Genomic DNA, 24623 nt, shown 5'->3' with positions numbered 1-24623 from the left:
TTATTCCTTCTCCTGGTCTTGTGGTGCAATTGGCGGCGGTACTTGTGTGGGGAACATGTGATGCAAAAGCGAGATGATCTGGAAGGCGGCATTGGGTTCGAAGGTGTAGAAGCCCTCATAGAAGCGCTGACCTTCTTCCGGGTCAATTTCTTCAGCGAGCAGGGTGGCATAAATGCCAGGTCCATAAGCCACTACGAACCAGTATTTTTCGAGCGGCGTTCCGCTGGTGTCGATGCCTGTGGTGCGTGCAAGTTGAGGAAGCGGCGCATCTGAAACGCCGTAGAGCCACAGGCCTTTGGACGCTTCCGCTACTTTTGTGTATTGTCCCAATTGTGCGTTGATACGGGAGAAATATTGAAACGAAACATGTGTGTCTGCACCGCCGAGGGTATTGATGACCGAGTCTTCGATCATGTGGCTGATCTCGATCATGCTTTTCACGGAAAAGATATAACGAAAATTGGCGTGTTGCAGATCCTGCTGCTTAAGACGGTTGATATAACCCTCGGTTCGCGGGGGAAATAAAGGCAGGAGTTTGTGGTAGAAAGCTGAAAGCGTATCTTGTTTTGTCATGGTTGGTTTTGCCTTGCCTGGTCATTTAACCAAACCTTGATCGGCGAGCCCTGACCGTTGATGTGCTTATCCACGGCGCGGGAATAGTTTTCCATAAAGTCAGCCAATTCCTTTTGCGGGCGCTGGTGTGATTGCATCAAGACCTTCAGCCATTCCAATTCGGCGTTGACGTGTTCGATATTTCCAAGCTGCAGGGCGGCGGCGATGTTATCGCCGAGGAAGTGGATGCCAGTATCGATCCCTTCGGATACGATGGGTGGAATCATTTCCTTGATGGTGCTTTCGATGTGCAGACGTTTGGCGTTGAAGAATTCAAGCGCAACCTGATATTCATTCGTCATGCTTTTTGCCTGCACTTTGGGCGAATTGCCTTTTAGAAGCGTTTCCACTTTTTCGATGGCAGAGTCCACGCTGTTGCCGAGGTAATGACCTGGGATATGGTCTTTGATGCCCGGATGCAAGTTGAAAATGCGTCCGCCGTAGCCAACGGGAATCTTCATTTCTGTGAGAGAGTGGGCTGTGGCGTGCAATGCCGCTGCCGTGATAAGTGTCTGCGCGACGAGGACGACTATGTTGGCGTGAACTGCTGAAACGGTTTCTGCGAATCTTTCCGCTGGGACATTTGCTCCCAGATAAATGACACGGAATCCACGCCGACGAAGGAGCAGGCAGAGCAGCAGGGGGGTGAATGTGTGCCACTCGTTGGGCGGGCATCCTACCAGCACGGTCTGTTTGAGGGTCGGGGCGGGGGATGCGCTGAGCAATGCGTCGAGTCGGCGCATTGCCAGACCTGATGCGAAATGTTCCTGCTGAACCGAAGCATTGTTTGAATACCAAAGCCCGCCGATCTCGGCCATGCCCTTTTGCAGTACTTCTGTGCAAATGACTTCCACCGGGAACATGGAAAATCCCTGGTTCAAAACCTGTTCGGCGGTCGATTCACTAAAGTTCAGGCAGGCCTCGACCCATTGCGAACGCAGGGAATCGAGGCTGGTATCGGATGAAAGGTAAATGGCAGGAGTCCCCAACGGGGCGATGACTGTCGAAGGCGCAAAACCAGCCAGCGGGTCTGCACCAGATGCGTTGTGTTCATTCCACAAATCCACTGCGCGGGAGATCGAAAGTCCTTCCGATTGCCTTCCCATCAGCCATTTGATCGTTTCGATATCGTATTGCGAATACAAGCGATGCCCGCCCGCCGTGCGTTGAGGCATGGGGATACCGTACCTGCGTTCCCAGGCGCGCAGGGTATCTGCGGCGATGCCTGTTTCCTGCAGGACGACTTTCAAGTTGAAGGCGGGGTTCTTGCTAATAGACATGGTTGGACTCCGGTGACAAATTAGTGGGCTGGTTGCAAAGGTTTTGCACGGTTATTGTACCGCTTATTAACCTTCTGCAGCAGCTTGTTCCAATTTGTACCCTTCCACCTGCAAGCCTTTGTACTCTTTGAGAATTCTCTCAGTTGTCAGGCGGGCTGAAAGCAGAACGATGGGCAGGCCTGTGCCAGGGTGTGTAGATGCGCCTGCGAAGTACAGGTTCTTGTATTTTTTGTGGCGATTATGCGGACGCAGATACCCGACCTGCCAGAAATTGTGACTGAGGCCAAACGCCGAGCCGTTGACGAGGTTGAAACGTTCCTTCCATGTCTTGGGCTGGTACACGATCTCGAACTTGAGATGCGCTTCGAGATCTGCGGCATCCATTTCCGTTGCGAGGCGGTCGAGAACATAACGGCGGGCACGCGCAACCATTGCATCCCAATCCTGTGCGGAGCGGGCGTCGAGATGGCCGACGGGGACGAGCACATACAGTGTGTCTTGACCTTCAGGCGCGGCGGCTGGGTCGGTGCGTTTGGGTGCATGCACGTAGAATGACGGCACTTCGGGAAGGGTGTGTTCATTGAAGATCTTCTCGAACGAGGCTTTGTATTCACCGCCGAGGAAGACGTTGTGATGCGCGATCTGTGAATATTCCTTGTCCACACCCCAATAGAACATGATGGTGGAGCAGGTATACAGTTTTTCGTTGATGAGTTTCTTCGCTTCGGCGCGGTCAGGCAGAAGCTGGTCGTACATGTAAGGCAGGTCAGCATTGCCGACGAAGATATCGGCGGTCAATTCACGGCCATCTTCCAGTGTCAAACCTGCCACTTTCGAACCTTCAACCTTCAACTTCTTCACTGGCGCATCGTAAATGAATTTCACGCCCAGTTTTTCAGCGACCTTGGTCAATGCCTGAATGCCGGCATACATGCCGCCCATCGGATACCAGACACCTTCTGCAAGTTCGGTGTACTGGAGCAAGGAGTATGTGGCGGGCGCATCGTAGGGGCTGAGACCCAGATACATGTTTTGGAAGGTGAATGCGGCCTTGAGTCTTTCATCCTTGAAGAATCGGCCTGTATTGGTGTAATGCTTGCCCAGTGCCTTAAGCTGGAAGATCAAAGGCAGGTTGGACAGGCTGAAATATTCGAAGATGTTGTAAAAGTTACGCCCGACGAATTTCTCGAGAGAGATCTTGTAGTGCTTGCTGCCTTCAGCAATGTAATTCAGGAAACCAGTAAAGGCGGTCTTTTCCACTTTTTCGAGCTGGGTTTGCATATCGCCGATGTTCGAGGTCAATTCCAACTGCAGCCCATCATCAAAGCGGACTTTGTAGGTGGGGTCGATGCGGCGCAAGTCGAGATGATCACTCATCTTTTCGCCGAGCGAGGCAAAAGTTTCCTCCCAGACCTCAGGCATGAGGAACAAGGTGGGGCCGATATCGAAGCGGTGGCCGTCTTTGACGATCTGGTTACAACGTCCGCCGGGGGTGTCATTTTTTTCCACGACGGTAACATCGTAGCCATTTTTCGCGAGGCGGGCGGCAGTGGCAATTCCGCCAATTCCTGCGCCGATCACTACTGCGGTCTGTTTTCGCATAATTATCTCCTTGGTTTCAGAAAACTTCTTAGGTTATTATATTCTTTGTCTAGTATTTGTCAAGGTTTTTAGTAAAAATACTTTGCAAAACCTTGACAATATAGACAAATCCTGTAAAATAACTGCATTGGAACGTTTTTTAGGCCTAAAGAGAAACTGAACAGGAGAAAACATGCAAGCACAAGCAAACTGGGAAAACCAATTGATCGCCCTCGCCGGGCATTTCCCGCATACTTCTGCCCACCCTTTCTTTTCATACTGGGCTGGAGATGCCCAATTACAGGCCGCCTATAAAAAGGCCGCAAAGATCACCAGCGAACACTCCAAATCCTTCTATCTGGCTTCCGGGCTTCTTCCAGAAGAAAAACGCTCCGCTGCCCGCGCACTGTACGCTTTTTGCCGCACCGTGGATGATATTGTGGATGAAGTCGAATTGAAAAAGGATCGCGACTTTGAACTCGACTACTGGCGGAATATCGTTCAAAATGCCGCTTCCACCTCAACCGATGACCTGGTCGCCTCCGCCTGGGCAGATACCCTTACCCGATACCATATTCCGCATCACTACGCCCTGCAGTTGATCGACGGCGTGGCGCGTGATCTTTCCCAAACCCGCTATCAAACCTTTGATGACCTCGCCACCTATTGTTATGGCGTCGCCTCCACGGTGGGATTGATGAGTATGTATATTGTCGGCTTCAAGAGTCATGATGCCGTGCCTTATGCCATCAAACTCGGTGTGGCATTGCAAATGACCAATATCCTGCGCGATGTGGGGGAGGATTACCGCAACGGCCGAATCTACCTTCCCCGTGAAGAACTTGTCTTTTATGGCATCCAGGAATCTGATATTGCCGCAGGCAGGGTCACAGACAGGTGGCGCCAATTCATGAAATTCCAGATCGAACGCACTCGTCAGTTGTACAAGGAATCCTGGGAGGGTGTCAAAATGCTCGAGCGTGAAGGACAACTCGCCATCGGTGCGGCATCCACTTTTTACTGTGGCATTTTGGAAGATATAGAAAAACACGATTACAACGTATTTAATCGTCGTGCCAGCCTTTCTGCATTGGGCAAAATCAGCCGCATCCCAAGTTTATGGTTGAAGGTTCGCTCGCTTTAATTCATTTTGCTTGTTTGTTACACTTCCCGAATCGTCTCTGGTAATTTGCCAGGGGCGATTTTTGATATACTTGCCTCGTGAGAAAAATAGCATTTATTCTTTTCCTTTTTCTGGCTGCCTGCTCGGGAACTTTAGAATCGACTGCGGAGAATACAATGGGAATTCGTTATCTGGCACTGGGTGATTCGTACACAATTGGCGAGAGCGTTGCAGAAAACAAACGCTGGCCGAACCAGCTGGCTGCCATGCTGTCTGAGCAGGGAATTCAAACCGATGTCACCATCATCGCCCGCACAGGCTGGACGGTTGACGAACTTTGGGAAGGAGTCCAGGCCAATCCACCTGATGGGACCTATGACCTTGTCACATTGTTGATCGGGGTCAACGACCAGTATCGTGGATATCCGCTGGATGGTTATCGGGAAGATTTCCGCTTTATGCTTGGCAAGGCCATTGAATATGCAGGGGGAGACCCGCAGCGTGTGGTTGTATTGTCCATTCCCGATTGGGGTTTCACTCCCTTTGCTGCCAGCCGTGAAACCGAACCGATCAGCCTGCAAATTGACGAATTTAACGCGGTCAATCTCGAAGAAACCAAATCGGCTGGGGCGCACTATGTAGACGTCACCATCATTTCCCGTATGGCGATGGATGACTTTGAATTAATAGCCTCAGATCGTTTGCACCCATCGGGCAAAATGTATTCCCTGTGGGCGGAGAAAGTTTTTCCGACGGTCATTGAAATAATCAAATAAGAAGTAAAATCCAATCGTTGAGGAACACTATGCCAAAAATAAAAGCTGTCAATCATGTTGCGGTCGTCGTGGACGACATGGATAAATCACTCTTGTTCTGGCGCGATGCGCTCGGAATCGAATTGCACGAACTGCGCGATGTCCCTGCCGAAAAATCACAGGTGGCCTTTTTGCCCGTCGCTGGCGCAGAAGTGGAACTGGTCATGCCTACCTCTGAGGACTCGGGTATTGCCAAATACCTGGCCAAGCGTGGGCCTGGCATGCATCACCTATGCCTCGAAGTGGATGACATCGAAGGGATGATGTCACAGTTGAAAGCGAAGAACATCCGCCTCATCAATGAGGAACCGCGCACAGCCGTGGATGGAAAGAAATATGCCTTCATTCACCCCGAGTCCACAGGCGGGGTGTTGGTTGAGTTGTATCAAATCTAATTTTCGAATACTCGAGTCTGAAATGCAGGAACACCGCGCTACGTTCCTGCATTTTCATTAAGTGTGTAATCTGGAATGGTTCAAACGAAATGATACTGGATAATATCGAACCCATATTGCAGGATGAATGCGGCCTGGTGAAGGATCGCCCGATCATTGTCGGAGTCTCGGGTGGACCCGATAGTTTATGCTTGATGGAAACATTGAGGCAGGCGGGCTATTCCATTATCATCGCGCACTTCAATCATCAGCTTCGCCCCGAAGCCGGGCAGGATGCGCATATGGTGGAGAAGATCGCCTCCCGTTTGATGCTGGGCTGCATCATCGACGGCGCCGATGTGCGTGCTTATGCCGACCAGCAAAAACTTTCGCTTGAAGAAGCGGCCCGCAACATGCGTTACCATTTCATGTTCAGGCTGGCGCGTGAGCGAAACGCTCAGGCCGTGGCAGTAGGTCACACAGCCGATGACCAGGTGGAAACCATCCTCATGCATTTTCTGAGAGGCAGTGGCATTTCGGGGTTGAAGGGCATGTCGCATCGTTCGATCATCAAGACTTTTGATCCTTCGATTCCCATTGTGCGGCCTTTATTGAACACCTGGCGAGAAGAAACGACAGTTTATTGCGCGGCCAATGGCTTGCGTCCGCATTACGATTCAAGCAACGATTCGATCAACTTTCAACGCAATCGGATTCGTCATCTCCTGATTCCCAGCCTTGAAAGTTACAACCCGAAATTCCGTGACGCTGTGTTGCGCATGTCGCAATCGCTCAAGAGCGATTATTCCCTTTTGATGGAGACCCTCGAGGATGCCTGGCAGGATGTGGTGACCAGCGTGGAAGAGGATGCGATTGCATTCGACGCAGAGCTGCTCTCCAATCGCTCGCTCGGACTCCAACGGAACTTGATCAAACATGCCATGCAGATTCTTCGCCCGAAACTGGATGTGAACTTTTCCGCGCTGGAGCGCGCAACAAACCTGATCAAAGACCACGCCCACTCATCCAGCGTGGACTTGAAAGGCGGCCTGCGCATGTTCCGTGAGGCGGGCGTTGTGTACGTCTGTACCTTGAATTCGAAATTGTCCTTCAATCTCTGGCCGCAAATGCCGAGCACGACACCCATCTCCGTTACGGTTCCCGGGCAGGTTGATCTCGCAGGCGGCTGGAAGATGAACTGCGAACGCTGGCATATCCCCACACTGGTTAAAGAAGCAGGCTGAACGAAACGAAGACCCATTCCAGATCTGGTTGGATGCGGAAAGGGTTCCAGAGTCACTTGAATTGCGGGTGCGTCATCAGGGCGATCATTTTGAACCGCTTGGTTTGGAGGGACACTCCCAAAAGATTACCGATTTCTTTGTGAATGAGAAGATGCCGCAGCGGGCAAGAGACCACTGGCCTCTGCTGTGTGCAGGTGACCAGATCATCTGGGTGCCTGGCTATCGCCCTGCGCATTCTTACCGCCTGACCCAATCGACAAAGACCGCTGTGTATTTTTCGATCTCGGGCCCGCCCGAGAAAAATATAGAATAAAAAATTCCCGCCTTGAAAGCGGGAATTTTATTTTTTTACTTTATTTCACCATTCAACTGCTTGATCTTGATGAATAACTCGCGCCACTGGATCTTGGAGACCCCGAGTTTTTGGCGGATGCTATCCGCCTCGATGCCTGCTTGATAATCACGCAGGGCGCATGTCCAGCGGCACATATCGAAGGAGAGATGCTTGGTGAGGCCTGCTTCTGCGCCGATATCCTCTAGCAGATATTCCAACCTGCGCGGAGACCATGCGAAGACCTGGTCAACGGGTTGATATTGTGCGAGATATTCCTTGTACGCGTCGATCCAATCTTCGGTAAGCTGTATTTTGCGTTCCTTGTAGCGGTTGGCCGGGCTGGCATATCGGACAAAGACATGCGGTCCGTTCTTGGCTTCGAGGTCAATGTGATTGATATGGATGCCAAGGCATTCACTTTTCTTAATGCCTGTTGTAAGCAGCAGATATACAAGCGTATAAGAGCGGGCATCTGGTTTGGCAGATCGTCGGTGGCGGTCTGCGGCAAGCAGGACGGCTTCGTATTCCTGATCGGTCAGCACCTGTGGAAGCGGGCTGATGGCCGAGCGTTGCAGTACTTTTTCGGCGGGGTCCAAGACCAGCGAACCATGTTGATGCAGCCAGCGGAAGAATGACTTGATCGAAGTGATGCGCCGTGACAAAGTCTTTGGGCTGCATGGGATTCCGCGCTCTTTTTCCATCCATGTGAAGAAACGGTTGAGGTCTTCAGTGGTAATGGAGCCGATGGTTTGGTCTGGGGCGAGGAATTGGGTGAGCAGACGAACGTCTGAAAGAAATGCCTTGACCGTGTTGGTGGAGCGTCCCTGGTCGTACATGAACATTTCCCAGCCATTGATGGCGGCAGGGAGCAGGGTCTTGGCTGAAATATGTGCTGAATCGGGTGTTTTTACCATAAGTCTTCCTTGCGCTCTAGCGCATAGTCTTTTCGTATAGTTTAGCGAATATGGGAGAGGTTGTCAACCGGGGAAGTTGAATCTGTAATGTAGCTTTAAGCAAGGGATTTGGCGTTGTTTAGGTTGAGTTGTGGCGCGCAAACCATGTTTAGTGCGATAGATCCTGGGGTTGAAAGCAGGCTTCGTAGTCATAGCCGAGCACGACGCGATATTGCACTGTGCTGTTTGCGTCGGGTAGGGAAATTACATTTGCAGAATACAGGTTGAGGGCTGTGATGATCGTCTCTCTTTGAGCAGGATCCTGCCCGGGAGTGAAATCCACGATCACCGAGTTGGCATAGTCGCGGCGGTCGGCATTCGAAATAATGGTTTGGTAGCCCGCGTAATTCAGGCGCGACGCGGCGAGGGCATCCAGTGTGTCGGTGGGGGAACCGTTCTGCACCTCGACCGTGACCGATTCACGCTGGGCGGCAAAGGTGGAAAGGGTGGTGGCTTCGATGAGCATTTGACTGAGCTCGGCTTCATTTGGCAGCAAAACTGCTGCGCCAGCGGGTGTGGTCCACGAGCTGACGTAGGGCGGACGAATGAAGTAGCCGCGAATATTGGCGTTGGTAAAGTTGACGGCGTAAGGCGACATAAGCAGCATGTCGGCAAGGCTCATATCGGTGATAACCGTACTTGAAAAATCGTTGTAGAGCTGCGGGATCTTGCTGAAGGTATCCGTTTGCAGCGCTTTTTGGAAAATATAGCGCAATACTTCCTGCTGACGGCGGCCTCGGTCAAAATCGGATGATTTGGAACGGGAGCGTGCATACCAAAGCGCGAGGTCGCCATCCATATGAACCTGACCGGGGCCGACGGTGTAAAGCCACCAGTTGTTTTCATCGTAAATGTCGAGAGTCGGTTCGATCAAGCGCCAGTCGGTATAGGCGCAGGCAACAGGGACTTCGATGCCGCCAAGGGTATCCACAATGCGGCGGAAGCCGTCGAATTCCACCATGGCCGTGTGGTCGATACGGATGCCAAGATTGTATGTGACCGTGTCTTTTAGCAAGCCCGGGCCACCGCCTACGTAGCCGCCGATCTCTCCGCTTTGATAAGCGGTATTGATGCGCTGCATCCCGACGGTTGGAATGTAGATCCACAGATCGCGCGGGATCGAAATGAGCGAGACCTGTCCCTCCTTGGGCCAGACGATGGCAATGACCAGCGTGTCGGTGCGATAGGAGGAACCGGGACGTTTATCCGAGCCGATGAGCAGGAAGTTGATCGTCTCGTTATCGGTGAGCGGAGGTAAAGCAGTTGGGGTGACATCAACAATTTCAACAATTGGCGGGGCAGCTACGGTTGGAAAAAGCTGATTAAAATCCACGGTTGCGGTGGAGTCTGAAAGCGGCGAAGATGTGGGGGACGGCGTTTCGGTGGGCAGAATCATGGTGGGAGGTACAGGCGTGACTGTATCCGCAGGGATCGATAATACTGATGCCTGCGTGGGTGTATTGAGTGATGGTTGAAACGGTGTGGGGGTGGGGGATGGATTTGGCGCGGATGTAATTAATATAAATGGCAGAGGTGCTGGTTCCACCGCCTGAGCAGGCGCCCCACATGCAGAAGACAAAATCGAAAGAAGTATGAGCGACAAAAAAAAGGAATAGGGTTTCATCTATGAGGGCGCTTTTCCGACAGGATGCAACAAATATACCACCCGCCGGGCGGGCGCGAACCTTAATTCATTTTGCCGATCATGGCGGGAATGGTGTGGGGCTGGCTGTCAACGTAGGTAAATTTGTCGACGTTGCTGTGGCAGGAACTGTAGGTGTGGGTGTCGCTGTGGGCGGTATGGGCGTGATTGTGAGCACAGTTGTAGCTGTGTAAGGCAGGGCAGTTTCTGTCAGTAACTGAGTCGGGGCCGTGGTCACGGTGCTGCCAGGCAATGGGGTTGGGAAAGGCGTACGTGTGGCGACATTTGGAACCCACAATACCTCGCCCGTACGGATCAAGTCGGTGCTCAGGCAGTTGACACTCTTCAATAAGCCAGCCGTTGAATAGTGGTTTAACGCGATCGCATAAATGGTATCGCCCGCCTTGACGATATAAGAATTTATCCAGCCAGAAGCACCCTTAACACAGGCAGGAACAGTGCTTGTCATCACGGCAGGCGCATACAAAATGGAACCTGCTACGAGATTATCGCTGATCAAACAATTTCCAACGCGAAGCGATTCCTTGGTAGTGCGATATTGCTGGGCAATGCCATCCAGGGTCTGACCAGCCTGAACGATCACCTGACTCCAGCCAGCGGGGGGCAGGCACGAGACCGGCGGCGGCGGGGTGGATGTCGATGTAGGGGCTGGGCTGGGAGTGGGAGATTCGGGGCCTGCGGTCTGGGTGATCGTAGGGACCAATGTAAACGTGGCGGTCAGCGGAGCGGGCGAAGGAAATAAAAAGTTTGTGGGGGTGGGAGCGGCCTGCGGCACAAATTCCACAAGCGAAATGGATAATGCCCCGACCGTCAAACCGATCGAGATCAGGGCTACCACCAGCGCGTTTCTGAGATCGCGCATGCCTTGCATTATTTCTTTCCTTTAGGCTTGGTTTTGGATTTACTTTCTGCACCGCCGGCAATGGGCAGCAACACACTGAATGTCGAACCTGTGTCCTGTTCGCTTTCCACCCAGATGCGGCCATGCTGGGCCTCGGTGAGGGTCTTTGCGATGGAAAGGCCGACGCCCGTATCGCCGACGCCTTGGATCAAAACGTTGTCCGCACGATAAAGGCGGGTGAACACACGCGGCAATTCATTTGCTGGAATTCCACCGCCGCTGTCTGTCACCTGAATGAGGATGAATTCGGTATTCTCCTCGCTTCGTGTCTGGACCTTGAGCCTGACCGTGCCTTCGAACGGAGTCGCCGCCCCTGCATTTTGCAGCAGGTGAATGAGAATCTGTTGCAAAGCCTCGCGGTCAGCATGGATCGGCGAAAGTGTCTTCGGTAATTCGAGGTGCATGGAAATATTCTTTTCACGCACCTGCGTACTGGTGTAAGACATGGCATTGTCGATGATCGCATTCAAATCCACGGCTTCGGGGTTGAGATCGTTCAACTCCGCTTCCAATGTTGTGATCTGGATCATGTCATCGGTCAAGCTGCGGATGCGTTCCGTCGAAGCCTTGACGCGTTCCACGAACTTGCGCTGCAACGCGCCCAGAATGCCCACCGATTCACCCAACAACAGGTCGGTATATCCGACGATGGATGACAAAGGCTGGCGCAATTCCTGCGCAATGGAAGCGACGACTTCCGCCTGTTCCGTGCTTTTGACGGCCACATGACCTTTTTCCAACTCGCGAGTCTTCATGTTAGCTTCCATGAGTTGGTTCTGCAAATAAGCGACTTCCTGCAGGGTGGTCCTCAATTCCTGCTCGATCTGGGTTGCGGAATATGAACCTGGCTGCAGGCTCTTGCCTGAACGCAGTTCGCCGTTTTCAAGTTGTAACTGCTCAATGATACGCTGAGATTCTTCCTGTGCTTGAAGCAGGGAAGCCATTTCCACAGAGCCAGCCTTTTGCACTTCGGCTTGCGCTTTCTCCAGTTCATCGGTCAACTCGCGCACACGGCGTTCCAGATCGGCAACCTGTAAAAGCGCTTCACTGCTTTGCGCTTCCATTTTGTTGACCTTCTGGCTGCGCTTGATGATCGGTACGAGCGATGTGGCGATATTGGAGAGATAAGCTTGGTCTTCGGCTGTCCAGGTGCGGTCGGAATAGGGGGAGAGTAAAAGAATGCCGCCCAGAGATTCCTTTTCTGGCGTCAGGATCGGCACACTCAAAAGATGACCAGGGTTGGTCAGCCCGAGAATATCGCTCAAGCCTTTAATATCGGCCGAGGTGCTGCTCGAAGGCATTCGCAACGGGCGTCCACGCTGCAGTGAATTTGCCAGCATGGGGATCGAACCTTTGTTGAGCGAGCCGCCGTCCAGTGTGTCTTCGCGGATCAAGTCATAACCGCCTGCGATGGCGAGTTGATTGTTGCTGTCGTTCAGATAGATCATAAAGCACAGATCAGAAAGCATGGTCTGCGCGATGGCGCGTGTAATGGCCTGACTTACCTTTGTTGGATTCGTCTCAGCCGCCAGCGCAAGCATGGCGTGGAAGGTCTTTGGGTCCGTGCTGTAGCGTCTGCGTTCCCCAAGATCATCCTGTTTTTGCGCCGCCTGTCTTGCCGATGATTCATTGACAGATTGGGTGGAAGAGAAACGCTGTGGCAGTGTCAGCAGAATCGGATATGCCACCATATAAGCGAGTCGGACAATGCCCGAGTAATTTCCATCGCTTGCCACAAGCAAATGCCCCACATGACCAAGAGCACCGATTCCCAACAAGACAATTCCATACCACATGCCGTCTGGCTTGCGGACGAATAAAATGGAAATCCCGATCAGCGCAGCAAGGATGGAGCCGATCTGCCAGAACAAATCGTCGGCAGTCTGGTTATAGGTCACTGTTGTGATCTGCGGCTGCCAGGTGAGCAAACTTAGTCCAAGCGCCGTAAGCACCAACAGACTCAATAAAACCGCCGCAGCATCTGCGGGGCGGCTGGGTTCAGGAAAGGCGTAAACCCATGTGATCCAGATAATTCCAAAAACGATGAAGGCCCGATCCATGGGGGGCAGGATCGCATTTGGGTCGATCAAATCCTGCCAGCCAAGTCCGCTGAACACGAACATGATCACTTGTGCGGCAAGCAAAACACCGAGCCCGACCAGGGCCCGTCTTGCTTGTGGATACTCACTTGCCCGCCAATGATTGAACGCCGATTGAAGCGCACTGGCCACGGCAAACACCAGCACAACATAATAGACCAGGTTGCCTGGTGATATGGTTAGTAATTCAAGGATTTGACTGATAAATGGGCTCATTTCAACTTTATTATACTGCCAGTTCAAAAAAATATGGTTCGCTCACGTATAATTACCATTACAATGCTGAATAAAAAGATCGTCATTCCCGTTGCGATTGCAGCGGTTCTCGCCGCCATTTTTTTGCCGATCCTGTTCACAGGTCAAAATGCGCTGAAACGCGCCAATGCCGAATTTGCCGCGCAAAATTATGCCGAATCCGCGAAATCCTACGAACGGGCGGCGCGCTTCCTTTTCTGGCGTGAAGACCTGTGGGAAAAAGCGGGAATTGCAGCGGCGAAAAACGAAAATCCAACCCAAGCCATCGATCTTTTTGCGCACGCATCCACACTCTCTGAAGAAGGTTGGGTATGGCTGGGGTCATCGTATTTGTCGTTGGGCGAGCTTGATTCGGCGGTCACGGCATTTCAGGCGGGTTTGAAAAATCATAATTCGCCCATGCTGTATGGTCTGCTGGCTTTCACCTATCGTCAGCAAAAAAATTGGGAGGCCGAACGCAGCGCATTGGAATCTCAATTGCTTTTGGATCTAAATGGGGGAGATGTCTACGCCCGATACAGACTCGGCCTCTTGTTGAGTGTCCTGGAGCCCGAACAGGCTCTTTCCAATTTAATGCTCGCTTCCTCCCTTAACCCTGAGTTTGATCCCGCAGTGCAGACATTGCGCACCGCCTTGAATTTATCTGCCACACAACCCGACGCCTCCCAGCAAATGGTCACCATGGGCCGTGCCCTCGGGCTCGTGCAAGAGTGGGAATTGGCCATGACGGCATTCGAGAAAGCCATTTCCATTGACGCCGAGAATGCCGAGGCGTGGGCGTGGCTCGGCGAAGCAAAACAGCAGATCGGTCAAGGTGGGATCGTGGAATTGGATCAGGCAGTCGCGTTGGATCATACATCCGTCATTGTCCGCGCTTTGCGTGGATTGTATTGGCGGCGTCAGGAAAAATATTCGCAGATGCTGGCCGAGTATTTGCTGGCCGCCGAATACGACCCAACCAACCCCACCTGGCAGGCAGAGATCGGCAACGCACACATCAAACGTGGCGACCTTGTCTCTGCATTTACGGCATATCAACAAGCCGCCGAACTCGCACCGAATGACCCGACCTATTGGCGTTTGCTGGCGGTCTTTTGCGCCGAAAATACTGTGCACTTGGAAGATGTGGGGTTGCCCGCTGCAGAAAAAGCCGTCGAACTTGCACCGAACGACCCGCTTGCCCTGGATGCGTTGGGTTGGTCTTATCTTGCTTCGGGCAGGTTTGCCAATGCCGAAAATGTCTTCATGGATTTGATCGCTCGTTTCCCCGATCATTTGCAGGCCCATATTCACCTTGCCCTCACTTATCTTTCGATGGGTAATCGAGAAGCCGCTTTTGAAAAATTGAATTTCGTAAAAAACACCGACCCTGCAGGTCAATACGGCCAGGAAGCTGGGCGGCTGCTTCAACAATATTTTCCGTAAAAAACATTCAGTCGAGGCCAAGCCTCGACTGAATGTTTAATGGTATTTGCATTGAGCGTAATCGAAGTATTGCTATAAAACATCCTTCGACTGCGCCGCGAAGAACATGCGGCTCTGCTCTGGGTGGATGAGTTAGTTTTTTCTTTCCACTTTTACCAGCTCAGATTCAACGAAAGGTTCACGGGTTTCGAAGTTGAAGCGTTTGAAGACTTCGGGGTACATGGCTACGATCTGTTCGCGGGTAAAGCCCATACTTTCGTAGGAATAGGCGTGGTCGCTGTTGAAGGTGAGGGTTTCTTTCACGGCCTGGTCAATGATGACGGGCAGGCCAGGTTTATCGGGATAGCCGAACTGTTCATAGAACGCGCGGATGACTGTCTCCGGGCGCTGGATCAAGTCATCGTATTTCATGATCAGGTGTCGGGGCGATGGATGCGCATCCAGATATTGAAGCGGGTGACTGTACCAGTGTTGGGTCATGTCCACGATCTCGTCGATGTAAAAGAATCCTTCGCCTGGATCGGTGAATTGCCTCCTTGCGTAATTGATCCACGAAATGGTGGAGGGGAGCATATCGAGCGGATTACGGGCGAGATAAATGATGCGCGCTTCGGGGAAGAATTCGGCGAGCGTTTCGATCTTTGCGCTGAAAGCGGGATTCTTCGCTACGAAATATTTTTTGCCGTTCGCATACATGTGCCGCTGAATCATGGAGCGGTAGAAGGTCATGATGCGTTTTTTGTGTGCGGGGCTGAGCGCTTCATCGAAATGCTGATAATTGGGCATCTCATCCATGAAAGGGAAGAGGAAGGTGACAAAGTAGCCGTCCCAAATGTGCAGGTGGATGTTCTCGTCCTCTTCGGGTTGGAAGAAGGAGATGGGATGAATCTTGATCTTGCCGAGGGTGGCGGCATCGAATTTATAGAGCAGTTTGTGTAGTGTGCCGCTGAGGTATTTGTTATCGAGCCTTGCGATGAGCTGCGTGAATTTCTTTTGTGTAACAGAGGGGGTGAGATAAATATCCCATGTGGTCAGGCTGGTGAAGGTTTCCGTATCCCTTGAGAGCAGACGATGCAAAAAGGTCGATCCGCTGCGGAGGTTGCCGAGGATGAAAAGCGGTTTTTCGATGGGATGGTTTTTGTAAGCGGGGAAGAGGATGTCATCGAGCGCAAAGCAGAACCAGTGTATCAGTCCGCCAATGGGCCAGACGAGATAGAAAAGGGCGAGGAAAATGATTCTTTTGCGGGTGAGGCGGGCTGTGGTGTTTTTTGAGTCGAAGAATGATCGATAGAAGGTGCGCCAAAACAGGCGGAAGTTATATTTCATTCAGGGCGAGATCCTTGCATGTGATAAGTACATTCAAAAAGGCCGATGGCCTTTGAGTATTCTATCACCAATTATTAGGGCAGGTTGCCCTGAATTTGGCGCGAGGATTCTACAAAGTTTATCCGCTTGGCTTGATTGTAAGATTGGTGGTTGTGTTTGGAATTGATACGCCTGGTGTGGACGGTGTTTTCTGTGATCGAAATAATCTCAGCTCGATATTTGATTTTGAACTTGAACGGCCCCCATATCAGATTGTCGGTGATGAAGTAACGTCGGATGCCTTGGGTTCATCGGCGGCCCGTTCCACCTTTTCGATTAGAGGGTGGATTTTGTGATGCTGGGCATAATCAGCGATCAAGTTGATCACCGTTTTTACGTCGCAAGAATGAAAATCTCTTTTCGAATCCTTTTTCATGGGATTATACTTTATTCCTTTACCAATCTTTTCGTAATCCTCCCAATCACAATCACCGTCTTTATCTACATCACAATGAGTGCCATCCAGTGTGGACATGTAATCAATCTCATTCTGCGGGGCATCGATGTGTTTTAGCACTTCCAGTTGATAGCCGTTACAGAAGCGCTCGATCTCCACGCCGCTGTACACCTCGGCTGGGACAGGCTCGCCGGGGTGCTTGTTTTGGTAGCGGGTGTAGAGTTCTGAGTGGGTGGCGTCGTGCGCAATTGTAGAGGCGTACCAGGTCACGCTGTAAAACGCGGTGGCGTTGCCTACTTCATAGCGCGGCGGAATCTCCCAGGCCCACATGCCGCTGTGTTGTCCCTGCTCGATGATGCCGATATAGGTCTGTATTTTGGTGAAGGCTTCGGGGTCTTTTTCTTCCAGCAATGCCAGCGCGGCACGTGTTTGTGTAATGAATTCGGGCATCCCTTTTAGGGAGATGTTCCCGTAGACCAGTGGATTGTCGTTCGTGCCAGTTGGTATCGCTGCCACGGTTTGCGTAGCAGGCGTGGATATTCCCACACACGCAATGCTGAATAAAAGCAGGGTTAACAAAACGAAAATGGGACGTTTCATCAGAATCATTATCCCTCCAATCTCTGTGGTGGGTCATGACAACTTAATCCCAAAACATCCTGCTTATGAGTAGTACAATTCCCCTATCTTTGAGAATAAACTTTGGAGGTAGCCATGAGTGAATTGGATTATCAAACCGTGCAGGATTATCTTGTGTCCCTTGTTCCGCCGCGTGAAGCGGAATTGCTGGAGATGGAAGCCTACGCCGAGAAAAACGATTTCCCCATTATTGGTCCTGCGTGTGGATATTATTGCTACCAACTCGCGCGGATGGTCAACGCGAAGTCCATATTTGAATTGGGGTCAGGCTACGGATATTCCACGGCCTGGTTTGCGAAGGCGCTTGTGGAAACTGGCGGCGGTGTTGTGCATCACACTGTTTGGGATGAGGAACTGTCAAATCGGGCACGCAGGCACCTCGTTAAGATGGGATTCGCTGACCTTGTCCAGTTCCATATGGCGGAGGCGGTCGAGACCCTTCGTCAAACCGATGGCCCGTTCGATATCATCTTCAACGATATTGACAAGCACGCCTATCCCGAGTCGCTGCCTGTGATCAAAGAGAAATTGCGCAGCGGTGGATTGCTCATTATCGATAACATGCTCTGGCACGGACGTATTTTCGACAAAAAGGACGTTTCGCCTGCAACGCTCGGCGTGCATGAGTTCACCAAACAAATTACGTCAGATAGCGACTGGATCGTCTCGCTCACGCCGATGCGTGATGGGATGATCGTCGCATATAAAAGATAGGGACACGGCGTTGGCGTGTCCGCATTTCATATCAGGGTGCAGCAACACCGCACTCCAACAAAAGGATACATGACAAACTTCAACATCATTCCCGATCGAAGAAAGAATTTCAACCGCACCAAGTGGACCTGGTACAAAAAAGACATTCTGCCCATGTGGGTGGCCGATATGGATTTCCCCGCGCCGAAACCGATCCTGGATGCGCTGCACAAGGCTGTGGATCACGGCGTGCTGGGATATGAAATTCCTGGCACTGTTATACAGGAAACCGTCGCCGCTCGCATGGATCGTTTGTATTCATGGAAGGTGAAACCCGAATCGGTCTTAACTGTGACAGGCATTGTCAGTGGATTCACGGTCGCCGCCCGTGCATTTTGCTCGCCTAAAAAAGGCGTGGCGATTCAGACTCCCGTGTACAACGAGTTCCATCAGGTGAAAAATAATGTCGGGATTCCGCAGCTTGATATTCCGTTCGTGAAAAATGTGGAAGGCAATCTCATCAGCTACGAGATCGATTGGGATCTGTTCGAGAAGCGGGTGAAAAAAGCGGGAATTTTCCTGTTGTGCAATCCGCACAACCCGCTGGGGATTATTTTCTCGCGCAAGGAACTCACCCGCATGGCGGAAATTTGCATCCGCAACAAGGTTTTGATCGTTTCGGATGAGATCCATTCTGAATTGTTGTTGGATGGAAATACATTCATCCCGATGGCTAAGATATCGTCTGAGGTTGCACAGAACACGATCACATTGGTGGCCCCGTCCAAGACATTTAATGTGCCCGGGCTGTTCTGCGGATTTGCGATCATTCCAAACAAGGAATTGCGCGAACGCTACGAAGCCGAAAGGAGTCATTTAAGCCTGCATGTGGCGAGCATGGGACTGCACGCCGCAAGGGCTGCTTTCTCAGGAAAATGCGATCCCTGGCTGGCTGAATTGCAAGAATACCTGACCGCAAACCGCAATTTTATGTTGGAATATGTCACCCGCTACATGCCCGGCGTCCGCACGACGGTTCCCGCGGCAACTTATCTCGGCTGGCTGGATTTCACCCAGACAGATATCGAAGGTTCACCCTACGAATTTTTCAAAGACAAAGCCAGGGTCGCGCTCAGTGAGGGAAAGATCTTTGGAAATGAAGGCGCTGGACATGTACGCTTGAATTTCGGCACGTCGCGGAAAACCCTCGAGCAGGGATTGGAAAGAATGCGGAAGGCATTATCCGCACTTTAAACAAAAAGACGGGCAGGGAATACCTGCCCGTCGACATTCTTTATTTCTGTTGTATAGGAAAGGCGCGAATTTGCAACCGTTATATCGTTAGGGGAACGTCTGGTGTTCAAGCGAACTTGAACCAGGTCAAAGCATTTCGACCTTTCCATTTTCAAATAGTTCAGGTGGTATATCTATCGCGACCTCCTTTCTTGTTTCTGCTGATAGCATACAACAAGACGAGACCCAATACATTAAAAAATCCTGTTATTTTTGAAAGAAGTCGCGTAGATTAATATCAGTCTTGGGAGTCCAATATTTCATTTCCATGTGTATTGGATAAAGCGGAAGCAGGTTTGCTCCGTAACCTTTCCCTGCATGCTGGGTCATCAGCCTGCGTGCGCGGCTCAGAGTTTTACGGTCCATGGTTAATGGAAGCGTTAGGATCTCTTCAACAGGTTCGGGGAATTTCCCCGCTGTGATCTTCTTGAGTGTGTTGAATTGATATTGCCATGCGTCCAGTTCGCCATAAATGGAGAGCGCGATGCGCCATCCCTGCTGCAGGTGTCTGATCTCGTGAATGAGCAGCACCCATGCGTTGGGATTGGCAAGTGACGACTCGGGGGAAAAGTAAACCGAATTCAAGTAGGCATGCTTTGTGATCGTCCAAAATGCGCCTACGCTTTTTCGTGCAGGTTTAATTCCGATCGTAATTTTGTTCGTGCGAATATATTCCACAGCGTCCTTCCCCTCGCTGCAACAATTAGATATCGTTTCCAGAAACTTTTCACGCCATTCAAACTTGTCCATGTTCATTTCAAAGCTTTGTCGATCAAGCCTCGCAGGTAACCCACGACATGCGCCATTCCTGAGTCTGGAAGGTTGATGTCGTTCAGTTGAATTGTCAAAGTTGAATCGCTTCCCTGTATTTCCAAGTCATATACAAAGCAATCGGCGCAGACCATTCCTTCGGGTCCGCTGGGGGAGATGTATTCAGAGGTTGAGATCACTTCCACCAGCTTCGCGAGTTCATTGGCTCCCAACTCGCCAGAGAAGGTCTGGCTTGCGCGCTCGTCTGTCACAGTGTATTTTCCGTCAGCGGATACTTCAACCGAGCGCAACAAGCCCATGATGCCACCCGAATGTGTCATCTTGATTTTCCAGTCGCCGCTTAGGATGGGCAGGCTGGTGGAGGTGGGTGTCTCTGTCTCTGGGTTGGGATAAGCGGCAGTAGATTGAGCACAGCCCATAAGAAGCAAAACAATAAAAAGGGAACCGATAAAATATTTTCGTAACATTCTTCTCTCCTTGGCGGCGCAATAAAAACGTCTTTTTATCTGTAATGATTTGAAGAAATTGTTTGTCTATCAGACGAGCGATACTATACTTTGTTCCCCCGATTTTCGATAGTTCCTGATAGTGCAATGCGGTAGAATTTGATACATGAGAAAAATAGCCGTCCTTGGAATTGGTCAAACCAAAATAGATGAACATTGGGAAAAATCCCTGCGCGAGATCGCGGGTGATGCCGCCTTTGCCGCCATGCAGGATGCCGGTGTGGAAAAAGTCGATGCGCTTTTTGTGGGCAACATGCTTTCGCCTCTCATTAATGGTCAAAATCAACTCGGCGCCTACCTTGCGGATTGGATCGGATTGTGGAAACAGGAAGCCGTAAAGATCGAAGCGGCCTGCGGATCAGGGGCCGCCGCGTTTCGTGCCGCGCTGATGGCTGTTGCCTCCGGTGACATAGAATCGGCGCTGGTAGTGGGTGTCGAAAAGATGACCGACAAGGCTGGCCGCGATGTCACCGCCGCCCTGGCCACCGCCGCCGATGCAGATTATGAAGTGGAACAAGGCATTTCCTTTGTGGGAATCAATGCGTTGGTCATGCGCCGCTACATGCACGAATTCGGTTGGAAACACGAAGACTTCGCCCAATTTTCGATCAATGCCCATGCCAATGCCATGCATAATCCATATGCGCGTTTGCATGAAAAAATATCCGTGGAGAAGTTCGAGAAATCCTCCATGGTGGCAACGCCCATCAATTTGCTGGATGCCTCCCCGATCGGAGATGGCGCAGCGGCAATGGTGATCGTCCCTGCGGATAAAGTGATGAGAAAACCGCGCGTTGTTGTCGCAGCTTCGGCTGTGGCGACGGATACAATCGCGGTCCACTCACGCAAAGACCCCATGTTTTTGCAGGCCGCGTATGCTTCATCAAAACATGCTTACGAAATGGCTGGTGTCACTCCGAAAGATATTGATGTGTTTGAACTTCATGATGCATTCTCAATCATGGCAGCGCTTTCGTTGGAAGCCAGCGGATTTGCAGAAAGGGGTCAGGGGGTGAAACTTGCCCTCGATAACGAGATCAGCCCCAAGGGTCGTGTGCCCGTCTGCACTCGCGGCGGATTGAAAGCCCGTGGACATCCAGTTGGCGCAACGGGTGTTTATCAACTTGTGGAGGTTGTCCAGCAATTGCGCGGCGAGTGTGGACAAACCCAGGTAGCCGATGCAAAGATCGGCATGGCGCAAAATATTGGCGGCTCAGGGGCCACCATTCTGACTCATATTTTGAGGAATGATACTTAAGTCCGATTGATTCCTTCCTTGTATTGGTATATACTGATTTCGCCTTATTGTTTCTTTGATTATTGTTAAGGAGGCTTACAATGGAAACGGAACAACGTAATCTGGCGCGAAGGAATTTTTCCTACTATATGCGTGTCAAGGAAGAGTCTAGTGGAAAAGTGATCGGACACATTGCGGATATCAGCACGGGTGGATTTCGAATTGACAGCACCCAGAGTATTCCGCTCAATGTGGATCTTCGTCTTTACATCGATCAAATTGGCGAGATATCGAACAAAACATATATCCTTCTCAAAGCGCGCCCAATGTGGTGCAGGCCTGATCAATTCGATCCCAACATGTTTAATATTGGCTTTAAGCTAATCGATATTACTCCTGTTGACCGTGAGGTATATCTGAAAATGTATGATACTTATGGAGATAAGACGCCTCCAAAGACAGGTGAATTGAAATTTCCACCTGAGTGAGTTTGGATTAAAAAAGAAACCCTGTGAGAGCGGGGTTTCTTTTTTAATCCTTTGGCGGGAGCAATGGAAAGCGTGTAAAATTAACCCATGAGAAGTTTCCTGCGCTGGTTGATTCCCTTTGTTTTAAATTCATTTACTAAAATTAAGATCAGCGGGTATGAAAACCTTCCTGAAAAAGGAGGGTTTGTCATTGCTGTCAATCATCTCGGCTTTTTAGATGCCCCTATGGCATATTATGCGCTGGATAACTGGAATCTATTTATCCCCGTTGCCGAGAAATGGGAGGAGAATCCGCTTTGGCGATTTTTGGGGAAACATCTTAATTTCATCTTTATCGATCGATTCAACCCGGACTTGAAAGCCATGCGCGAAATCTGGAATCGGATGGCTGACGGGCAGACCCTGGTAATTGCCCCTGAAGGTACGCGTGCCCGCGATGAAAAGATGGCGCAGGGCAGGCCGGGTGTGGCCTATCTTGCCTCCAAAAAAGGGTGGCAGATCGTGCCGGTCGCGATCGCAGGGACAGAGGATCGCATTGTGCTGTCCAACCTAAAACGATTTCGCCGCACGGAGATCCACCTGACTGCGGGCAAGCCATTTACACTGCCGCCATTCCCTAGGGAAAACCGTGACGAAATTTTGCAAGAATATGCCGATGAAGTCATGTGCCGCATCGCGGCGATGCTGCCAGAAAAGAACCGCGGCTATTATGCCGAACATCCAAAACTAAAGGAATTGCTAAGCGGTACAATAAACCCATGAAATTTAAAACTCTTCGCTCCATTGTCCGCTTTGTTATGAACATCATTGCCGATGTGGAGGTGGTTGGGCTGGAAAAACTTCCGCAGGGAAATGTTTTGATCGCAGCCAACCACTTGGGCCGCCTTGATACAGCTGTTTTGTTATATATCCTTGACCGCGAGGATATCATTATGGCCGTGGCTGAGAAGTACAAGGACCATCCGATCTTTGGTGCGATCGGCCGTGCAGCAAATGCCATCTGGCTTAATCGTTTCGAGGCGGATTTCGCAGCATTGCGTGAAATTTTGGCACGTATGCAAAAAGGCGGTTTGATGGTCATTGCCCCTGAAGGGACACGTTCAAAGACCGCATCCATGCAGGAAGGAAAACTTGGCGTTGCCTTTTTGGCAAGCAAGAGCGGATACCCCGTCATGCCCGTTGCGCTTACAGGAACAGAAGATAGCGGTGTGGTAGCCAACTTGAAGCGCTTGCGCCGTTCGAAGATAAAAGTCGTGGCCGGAGATGCGTTCCAAATTGAGATCCCCAAAGGCAGCGGTCGTGAACAAGCCATGCGCGAAGCCACAGATGAGATCATGTGTCGCATCGCTGTAGAGTTGCCAGAAAGTTACCGTGGCTTTTACTCCGGGCATCCAAGGTTGAATGAGCTTTTGCAAAATAAAAATGCAAAACAATAATCATGAGACTCTCCTCTTTTTGGAGAGTTTTTTTATCTGAAAAAGGGAATATGAAACCAATAATGCGATCTTTTCAAGCTGAAGAAGACTACTGGCGCATCCGTCAATTTCTGCGTCAGGTGTCCCTGCTCAATGACCGCCATGATTTTTCCTGGTCTCTTTTACGCTGGGATTACTGGCGCTGGCATGTCAACGAAAATATTTTTCACTTCAACTTACAGGACGTGATCACGCTTTGGGAGGAGAATGGGCAGATCGTCGCAGTACTCAACCCCGATGGTAGTGGCGAAGCGTTTTTTCAAATCCACCCCGCTTTTAAGAACGATGGAATACTTTCCGAGATGTTGAATGTCGCCGAACAAAAACTTCCCAACCTCAAAGAGAATGGAAAGAAGGAATTGATCGTATGGGTGAATGCGGCTGACGACTCGACGAAACAACTTTTTACACAGCGTGGATATTCCCGCTCGAAGTTTTTAGCTGAACATATGCGCCGCCGCTTCTTCACCCAGCCGATACCTGATTCTGTTTCTCAAAGCGGATACGCCGTTCGAGCCTTGGGTGATGAGAGCGAATTACCCGCACGCAGTTGGCTCTCGTGGAAGGTTTTTCATTCCGATGAACCCGATGAAAAATACCAAGGCTGGGAATGGTACAGAAATGTTCAGTGTGTTCCCATTTATCGACGCGACCTTGATATCGTGGCTGTTGCGCCTGATGGAGACCTTGCCGCATTCTGTACGGTCTGGTTCGACGACATTACAAGGACTGCGGTCTTTGAGCCTGTAGGTACGCATCCTAATCACCAAAAACGCGGACTTGGAAAAATGGTCGTGAGTGAAGGGTTGCGCCGCGCGCACAAACTTGGCGCAACCCTTGCAACGGTCAGTTCTTATTCACCTGCTGCGTATGCGTTGTATGATTCGATGGGTTTCAAGGAATTTGATCTGCTCGAACCGTGGGTCAAAGAATGGTAGGCTGGTCAAAATTAAGCAAAAAGCCGACTTCCAATGAGTTTCCTCATTTTCAGTCGGCTTTTTGCCACTTGCTCAAGTGCGGTCCCGACGGGATTCGAACCCGCGATCTCGGCCTTGACAGGGCCGCATGTTAGGCCGCTACACCACGGGACCAATTAGTTA

Annotated in this window: 24 protein-coding genes and 1 tRNA gene; 13 read left to right on the top strand and 12 right to left on the bottom strand. The window is 51.0% G+C overall.

What is annotated here, in order from left to right; all coding sequences use genetic code 11:
- From IPI86_RS23490 to crtI, 3 genes are all read right to left on the bottom strand, one after another.
- Entirely contained in the window at positions 1-573 is a 573-nt protein-coding gene (locus IPI86_RS23490; RefSeq protein WP_345300464.1) for a DICT sensory domain-containing protein, read from the bottom strand.
- The gene (locus IPI86_RS23485) at positions 570-1892 is read right to left on the bottom strand and encodes a B12-binding domain-containing protein (RefSeq protein ID WP_345300463.1); all 1323 of its coding nucleotides are present in this window, start codon (positions 1890-1892) and stop codon (positions 570-572) included. Before IPI86_RS23485 ends, IPI86_RS23490 begins: the two co-directional genes overlap by 4 nt.
- Positions 1893-1958: 66 nt before the next feature.
- Complete coding sequence (crtI, locus tag IPI86_RS23480; protein WP_345300462.1) at positions 1959-3494, bottom strand: phytoene desaturase family protein; 1536 nt, start codon at positions 3492-3494, stop codon at positions 1959-1961.
- Positions 3495-3666: 172 nt separating this feature from the next.
- On the opposite strand from crtI, the gene IPI86_RS23475 reads away from it, so the two are divergent.
- From IPI86_RS23475 to tilS (IPI86_RS23455), 5 genes are all read left to right on the top strand, one after another.
- Positions 3667-4617: a phytoene/squalene synthase family protein gene (locus IPI86_RS23475; RefSeq protein WP_345300461.1), complete on the top strand. Its 951-nt coding sequence runs from the start codon at positions 3667-3669 to the stop codon at positions 4615-4617.
- Between the two features lie 155 nt (positions 4618-4772).
- Positions 4773-5372, top strand: coding sequence for an SGNH/GDSL hydrolase family protein (locus tag IPI86_RS23470; RefSeq protein ID WP_345300460.1), 600 nt, complete (start codon positions 4773-4775; stop codon positions 5370-5372).
- 29 nt (positions 5373-5401) lie between these two features.
- Entirely contained in the window at positions 5402-5806 is a 405-nt protein-coding gene (gene mce, locus IPI86_RS23465) for a methylmalonyl-CoA epimerase (protein WP_345300459.1), read from the top strand.
- Positions 5807-5895: 89 nt separating this feature from the next.
- The gene (gene tilS, locus IPI86_RS23460; RefSeq protein ID WP_345300458.1) at positions 5896-7029 is read left to right on the top strand and encodes a tRNA lysidine(34) synthetase TilS; all 1134 of its coding nucleotides are present in this window, start codon (positions 5896-5898) and stop codon (positions 7027-7029) included.
- A 28-nt stretch (positions 7030-7057) separates the two neighbouring features.
- Positions 7058-7342 carry a tRNA lysidine(34) synthetase TilS gene (tilS, locus tag IPI86_RS23455; RefSeq protein WP_345300457.1) on the top strand — a complete coding sequence of 95 codons (285 nt, stop codon included), beginning with the start codon at positions 7058-7060 and terminating at the stop codon, positions 7340-7342.
- 35 nt (positions 7343-7377) lie between these two features.
- Here tilS (IPI86_RS23455) and IPI86_RS23450 read toward each other — a convergent pair whose 3' ends face one another.
- The 4 genes from IPI86_RS23450 to IPI86_RS23435 all read right to left on the bottom strand — a co-directional run bounded on the left by IPI86_RS23450 (position 7378) and on the right by IPI86_RS23435 (position 13195).
- A complete protein-coding gene (locus IPI86_RS23450; protein WP_345300456.1) occupies positions 7378-8277 on the bottom strand; it encodes a tyrosine-type recombinase/integrase in 900 nt (299 codons plus the stop codon).
- Between the two features lie 148 nt (positions 8278-8425).
- On the bottom strand, positions 8426-9862 hold the full coding sequence (locus IPI86_RS23445) for an LCP family protein (RefSeq protein ID WP_345300455.1): 1437 nt from the start codon (positions 9860-9862) through the stop codon (positions 8426-8428).
- A 157-nt stretch (positions 9863-10019) separates the two neighbouring features.
- Positions 10020-10850, bottom strand: coding sequence for a LysM peptidoglycan-binding domain-containing protein (locus tag IPI86_RS23440; RefSeq protein WP_345300454.1), 831 nt, complete (start codon positions 10848-10850; stop codon positions 10020-10022).
- Complete coding sequence (locus tag IPI86_RS23435; RefSeq protein WP_345300453.1) at positions 10850-13195, bottom strand: ATP-binding protein; 2346 nt, start codon at positions 13193-13195, stop codon at positions 10850-10852. Before IPI86_RS23435 ends, IPI86_RS23440 begins: the two co-directional genes overlap by 1 nt.
- Positions 13196-13258: 63 nt before the next feature.
- Here IPI86_RS23435 and IPI86_RS23430 point away from each other — a divergent pair, with 63 nt between their 5' ends.
- On the top strand, positions 13259-14659 hold the full coding sequence (locus tag IPI86_RS23430) for a tetratricopeptide repeat protein (protein ID WP_345300452.1): 1401 nt from the start codon (positions 13259-13261) through the stop codon (positions 14657-14659).
- Positions 14660-14791: 132 nt separating this feature from the next.
- Here the strand turns inward: IPI86_RS23430 and IPI86_RS23425 are convergent, their stop codons facing one another.
- Complete coding sequence (locus IPI86_RS23425) at positions 14792-15985, bottom strand: sulfotransferase (protein WP_345300451.1); 1194 nt, start codon at positions 15983-15985, stop codon at positions 14792-14794.
- Positions 15986-16232: 247 nt separating this feature from the next.
- On the bottom strand, positions 16233-17021 hold the full coding sequence (locus IPI86_RS23420) for a hypothetical protein (protein ID WP_345300450.1): 789 nt from the start codon (positions 17019-17021) through the stop codon (positions 16233-16235).
- A gap of 114 nt (positions 17022-17135) precedes the next feature.
- Here IPI86_RS23420 and IPI86_RS23415 point away from each other — a divergent pair, with 114 nt between their 5' ends.
- A complete protein-coding gene (locus IPI86_RS23415) occupies positions 17136-17774 on the top strand; it encodes an O-methyltransferase (RefSeq protein ID WP_345300449.1) in 639 nt (212 codons plus the stop codon).
- Positions 17775-17843: 69 nt separating this feature from the next.
- On the top strand, positions 17844-19007 hold the full coding sequence (locus IPI86_RS23410) for a PatB family C-S lyase (RefSeq protein ID WP_345300448.1): 1164 nt from the start codon (positions 17844-17846) through the stop codon (positions 19005-19007).
- A gap of 246 nt (positions 19008-19253) precedes the next feature.
- Here the strand turns inward: IPI86_RS23410 and IPI86_RS23405 are convergent, their stop codons facing one another.
- Both IPI86_RS23405 and IPI86_RS23400 read right to left on the bottom strand, forming a co-directional pair.
- Positions 19254-19724, bottom strand: a complete 471-nt coding sequence (locus IPI86_RS23405) for a hypothetical protein (RefSeq protein WP_345300447.1) — start codon at positions 19722-19724, stop codon at positions 19254-19256.
- A 74-nt stretch (positions 19725-19798) separates the two neighbouring features.
- A complete protein-coding gene (locus tag IPI86_RS23400; protein WP_345300446.1) occupies positions 19799-20284 on the bottom strand; it encodes a hypothetical protein in 486 nt (161 codons plus the stop codon).
- A 145-nt stretch (positions 20285-20429) separates the two neighbouring features.
- On the opposite strand from IPI86_RS23400, the gene IPI86_RS23395 reads away from it, so the two are divergent.
- The 5 genes from IPI86_RS23395 to IPI86_RS23375 all read left to right on the top strand — a co-directional run bounded on the left by IPI86_RS23395 (position 20430) and on the right by IPI86_RS23375 (position 24461).
- A complete protein-coding gene (locus tag IPI86_RS23395; RefSeq protein ID WP_345300445.1) occupies positions 20430-21581 on the top strand; it encodes a thiolase domain-containing protein in 1152 nt (383 codons plus the stop codon).
- Positions 21582-21661: 80 nt separating this feature from the next.
- A complete protein-coding gene (locus tag IPI86_RS23390) occupies positions 21662-22048 on the top strand; it encodes a PilZ domain-containing protein (RefSeq protein ID WP_345300444.1) in 387 nt (128 codons plus the stop codon).
- Between the two features lie 87 nt (positions 22049-22135).
- Positions 22136-22810 (top strand): lysophospholipid acyltransferase family protein, encoded by a 675-nt coding sequence (locus tag IPI86_RS23385; protein WP_345300443.1) that lies wholly within the window; start codon positions 22136-22138, stop codon positions 22808-22810.
- Entirely contained in the window at positions 22807-23484 is a 678-nt protein-coding gene (locus IPI86_RS23380) for a lysophospholipid acyltransferase family protein (protein WP_345300442.1), read from the top strand. The genes IPI86_RS23385 and IPI86_RS23380 overlap by 4 nt, the downstream gene beginning before the upstream one ends.
- A 62-nt stretch (positions 23485-23546) precedes the next feature.
- On the top strand, positions 23547-24461 hold the full coding sequence (locus IPI86_RS23375) for a GNAT family N-acetyltransferase (RefSeq protein WP_345300441.1): 915 nt from the start codon (positions 23547-23549) through the stop codon (positions 24459-24461).
- A gap of 79 nt (positions 24462-24540) precedes the next feature.
- Here the strand turns inward: IPI86_RS23375 and IPI86_RS23370 are convergent.
- A tRNA-Asp gene (locus IPI86_RS23370) sits at positions 24541-24614 on the bottom strand.
- Positions 24615-24623 lie beyond the last annotated feature (9 nt).

Source organism: Candidatus Villigracilis affinis (genome assembly GCF_016705895.1).
GTDB classification, from domain to species: domain Bacteria; phylum Chloroflexota; class Anaerolineae; order Anaerolineales; family Villigracilaceae; genus Villigracilis; species Villigracilis affinis.
The sequence above is the reverse complement of the archived record's forward strand: the minus strand, read 5'-3'. Positions and strand labels throughout refer to the sequence as shown.

Bases quoted from the DNA above. Each gene is read 5' to 3' on its own strand.
- IPI86_RS23485 (WP_345300463.1), bottom strand. From the start codon at position 1,892: ATGTCTATTAGCAAGAACCCCGCCTTCAACTTGAAAGTCGTCCTGCAG.
- IPI86_RS23385 (WP_345300443.1), top strand. From the start codon at position 22,136: ATGAGAAGTTTCCTGCGCTGGTTGATTCCCTTTGTTTTAAATTCATTT.
- IPI86_RS23490 (WP_345300464.1), bottom strand. From the start codon at position 573: ATGACAAAACAAGATACGCTTTCAGCTTTCTACCACAAACTCCTGCCT.
- IPI86_RS23415 (WP_345300449.1), top strand. From the start codon at position 17,136: ATGAGTGAATTGGATTATCAAACCGTGCAGGATTATCTTGTGTCCCTT.
- IPI86_RS23375 (WP_345300441.1), top strand. From the start codon at position 23,547: ATGCGATCTTTTCAAGCTGAAGAAGACTACTGGCGCATCCGTCAATTT.
- crtI (WP_345300462.1), bottom strand. From the start codon at position 3,494: ATGCGAAAACAGACCGCAGTAGTGATCGGCGCAGGAATTGGCGGAATT.
- IPI86_RS23395 (WP_345300445.1), top strand. From the start codon at position 20,430: ATGAGAAAAATAGCCGTCCTTGGAATTGGTCAAACCAAAATAGATGAA.
- IPI86_RS23475 (WP_345300461.1), top strand. From the start codon at position 3,667: ATGCAAGCACAAGCAAACTGGGAAAACCAATTGATCGCCCTCGCCGGG.
- IPI86_RS23425 (WP_345300451.1), bottom strand. From the start codon at position 15,985: ATGAAATATAACTTCCGCCTGTTTTGGCGCACCTTCTATCGATCATTC.
- IPI86_RS23390 (WP_345300444.1), top strand. From the start codon at position 21,662: ATGGAAACGGAACAACGTAATCTGGCGCGAAGGAATTTTTCCTACTAT.
- IPI86_RS23410 (WP_345300448.1), top strand. From the start codon at position 17,844: ATGACAAACTTCAACATCATTCCCGATCGAAGAAAGAATTTCAACCGC.
- tilS (WP_345300458.1), top strand. From the start codon at position 5,896: ATGATACTGGATAATATCGAACCCATATTGCAGGATGAATGCGGCCTG.
- IPI86_RS23470 (WP_345300460.1), top strand. From the start codon at position 4,773: ATGGGAATTCGTTATCTGGCACTGGGTGATTCGTACACAATTGGCGAG.
- IPI86_RS23450 (WP_345300456.1), bottom strand. From the start codon at position 8,277: ATGGTAAAAACACCCGATTCAGCACATATTTCAGCCAAGACCCTGCTC.
- mce (WP_345300459.1), top strand. From the start codon at position 5,402: ATGCCAAAAATAAAAGCTGTCAATCATGTTGCGGTCGTCGTGGACGAC.
- IPI86_RS23430 (WP_345300452.1), top strand. From the start codon at position 13,259: ATGCTGAATAAAAAGATCGTCATTCCCGTTGCGATTGCAGCGGTTCTC.
- IPI86_RS23435 (WP_345300453.1), bottom strand. From the start codon at position 13,195: ATGAGCCCATTTATCAGTCAAATCCTTGAATTACTAACCATATCACCA.
- IPI86_RS23380 (WP_345300442.1), top strand. From the start codon at position 22,807: ATGAAATTTAAAACTCTTCGCTCCATTGTCCGCTTTGTTATGAACATC.
- IPI86_RS23440 (WP_345300454.1), bottom strand. From the start codon at position 10,850: ATGCAAGGCATGCGCGATCTCAGAAACGCGCTGGTGGTAGCCCTGATC.
- IPI86_RS23420 (WP_345300450.1), bottom strand. From the start codon at position 17,021: ATGAAACGTCCCATTTTCGTTTTGTTAACCCTGCTTTTATTCAGCATT.
- IPI86_RS23400 (WP_345300446.1), bottom strand. From the start codon at position 20,284: ATGTTACGAAAATATTTTATCGGTTCCCTTTTTATTGTTTTGCTTCTT.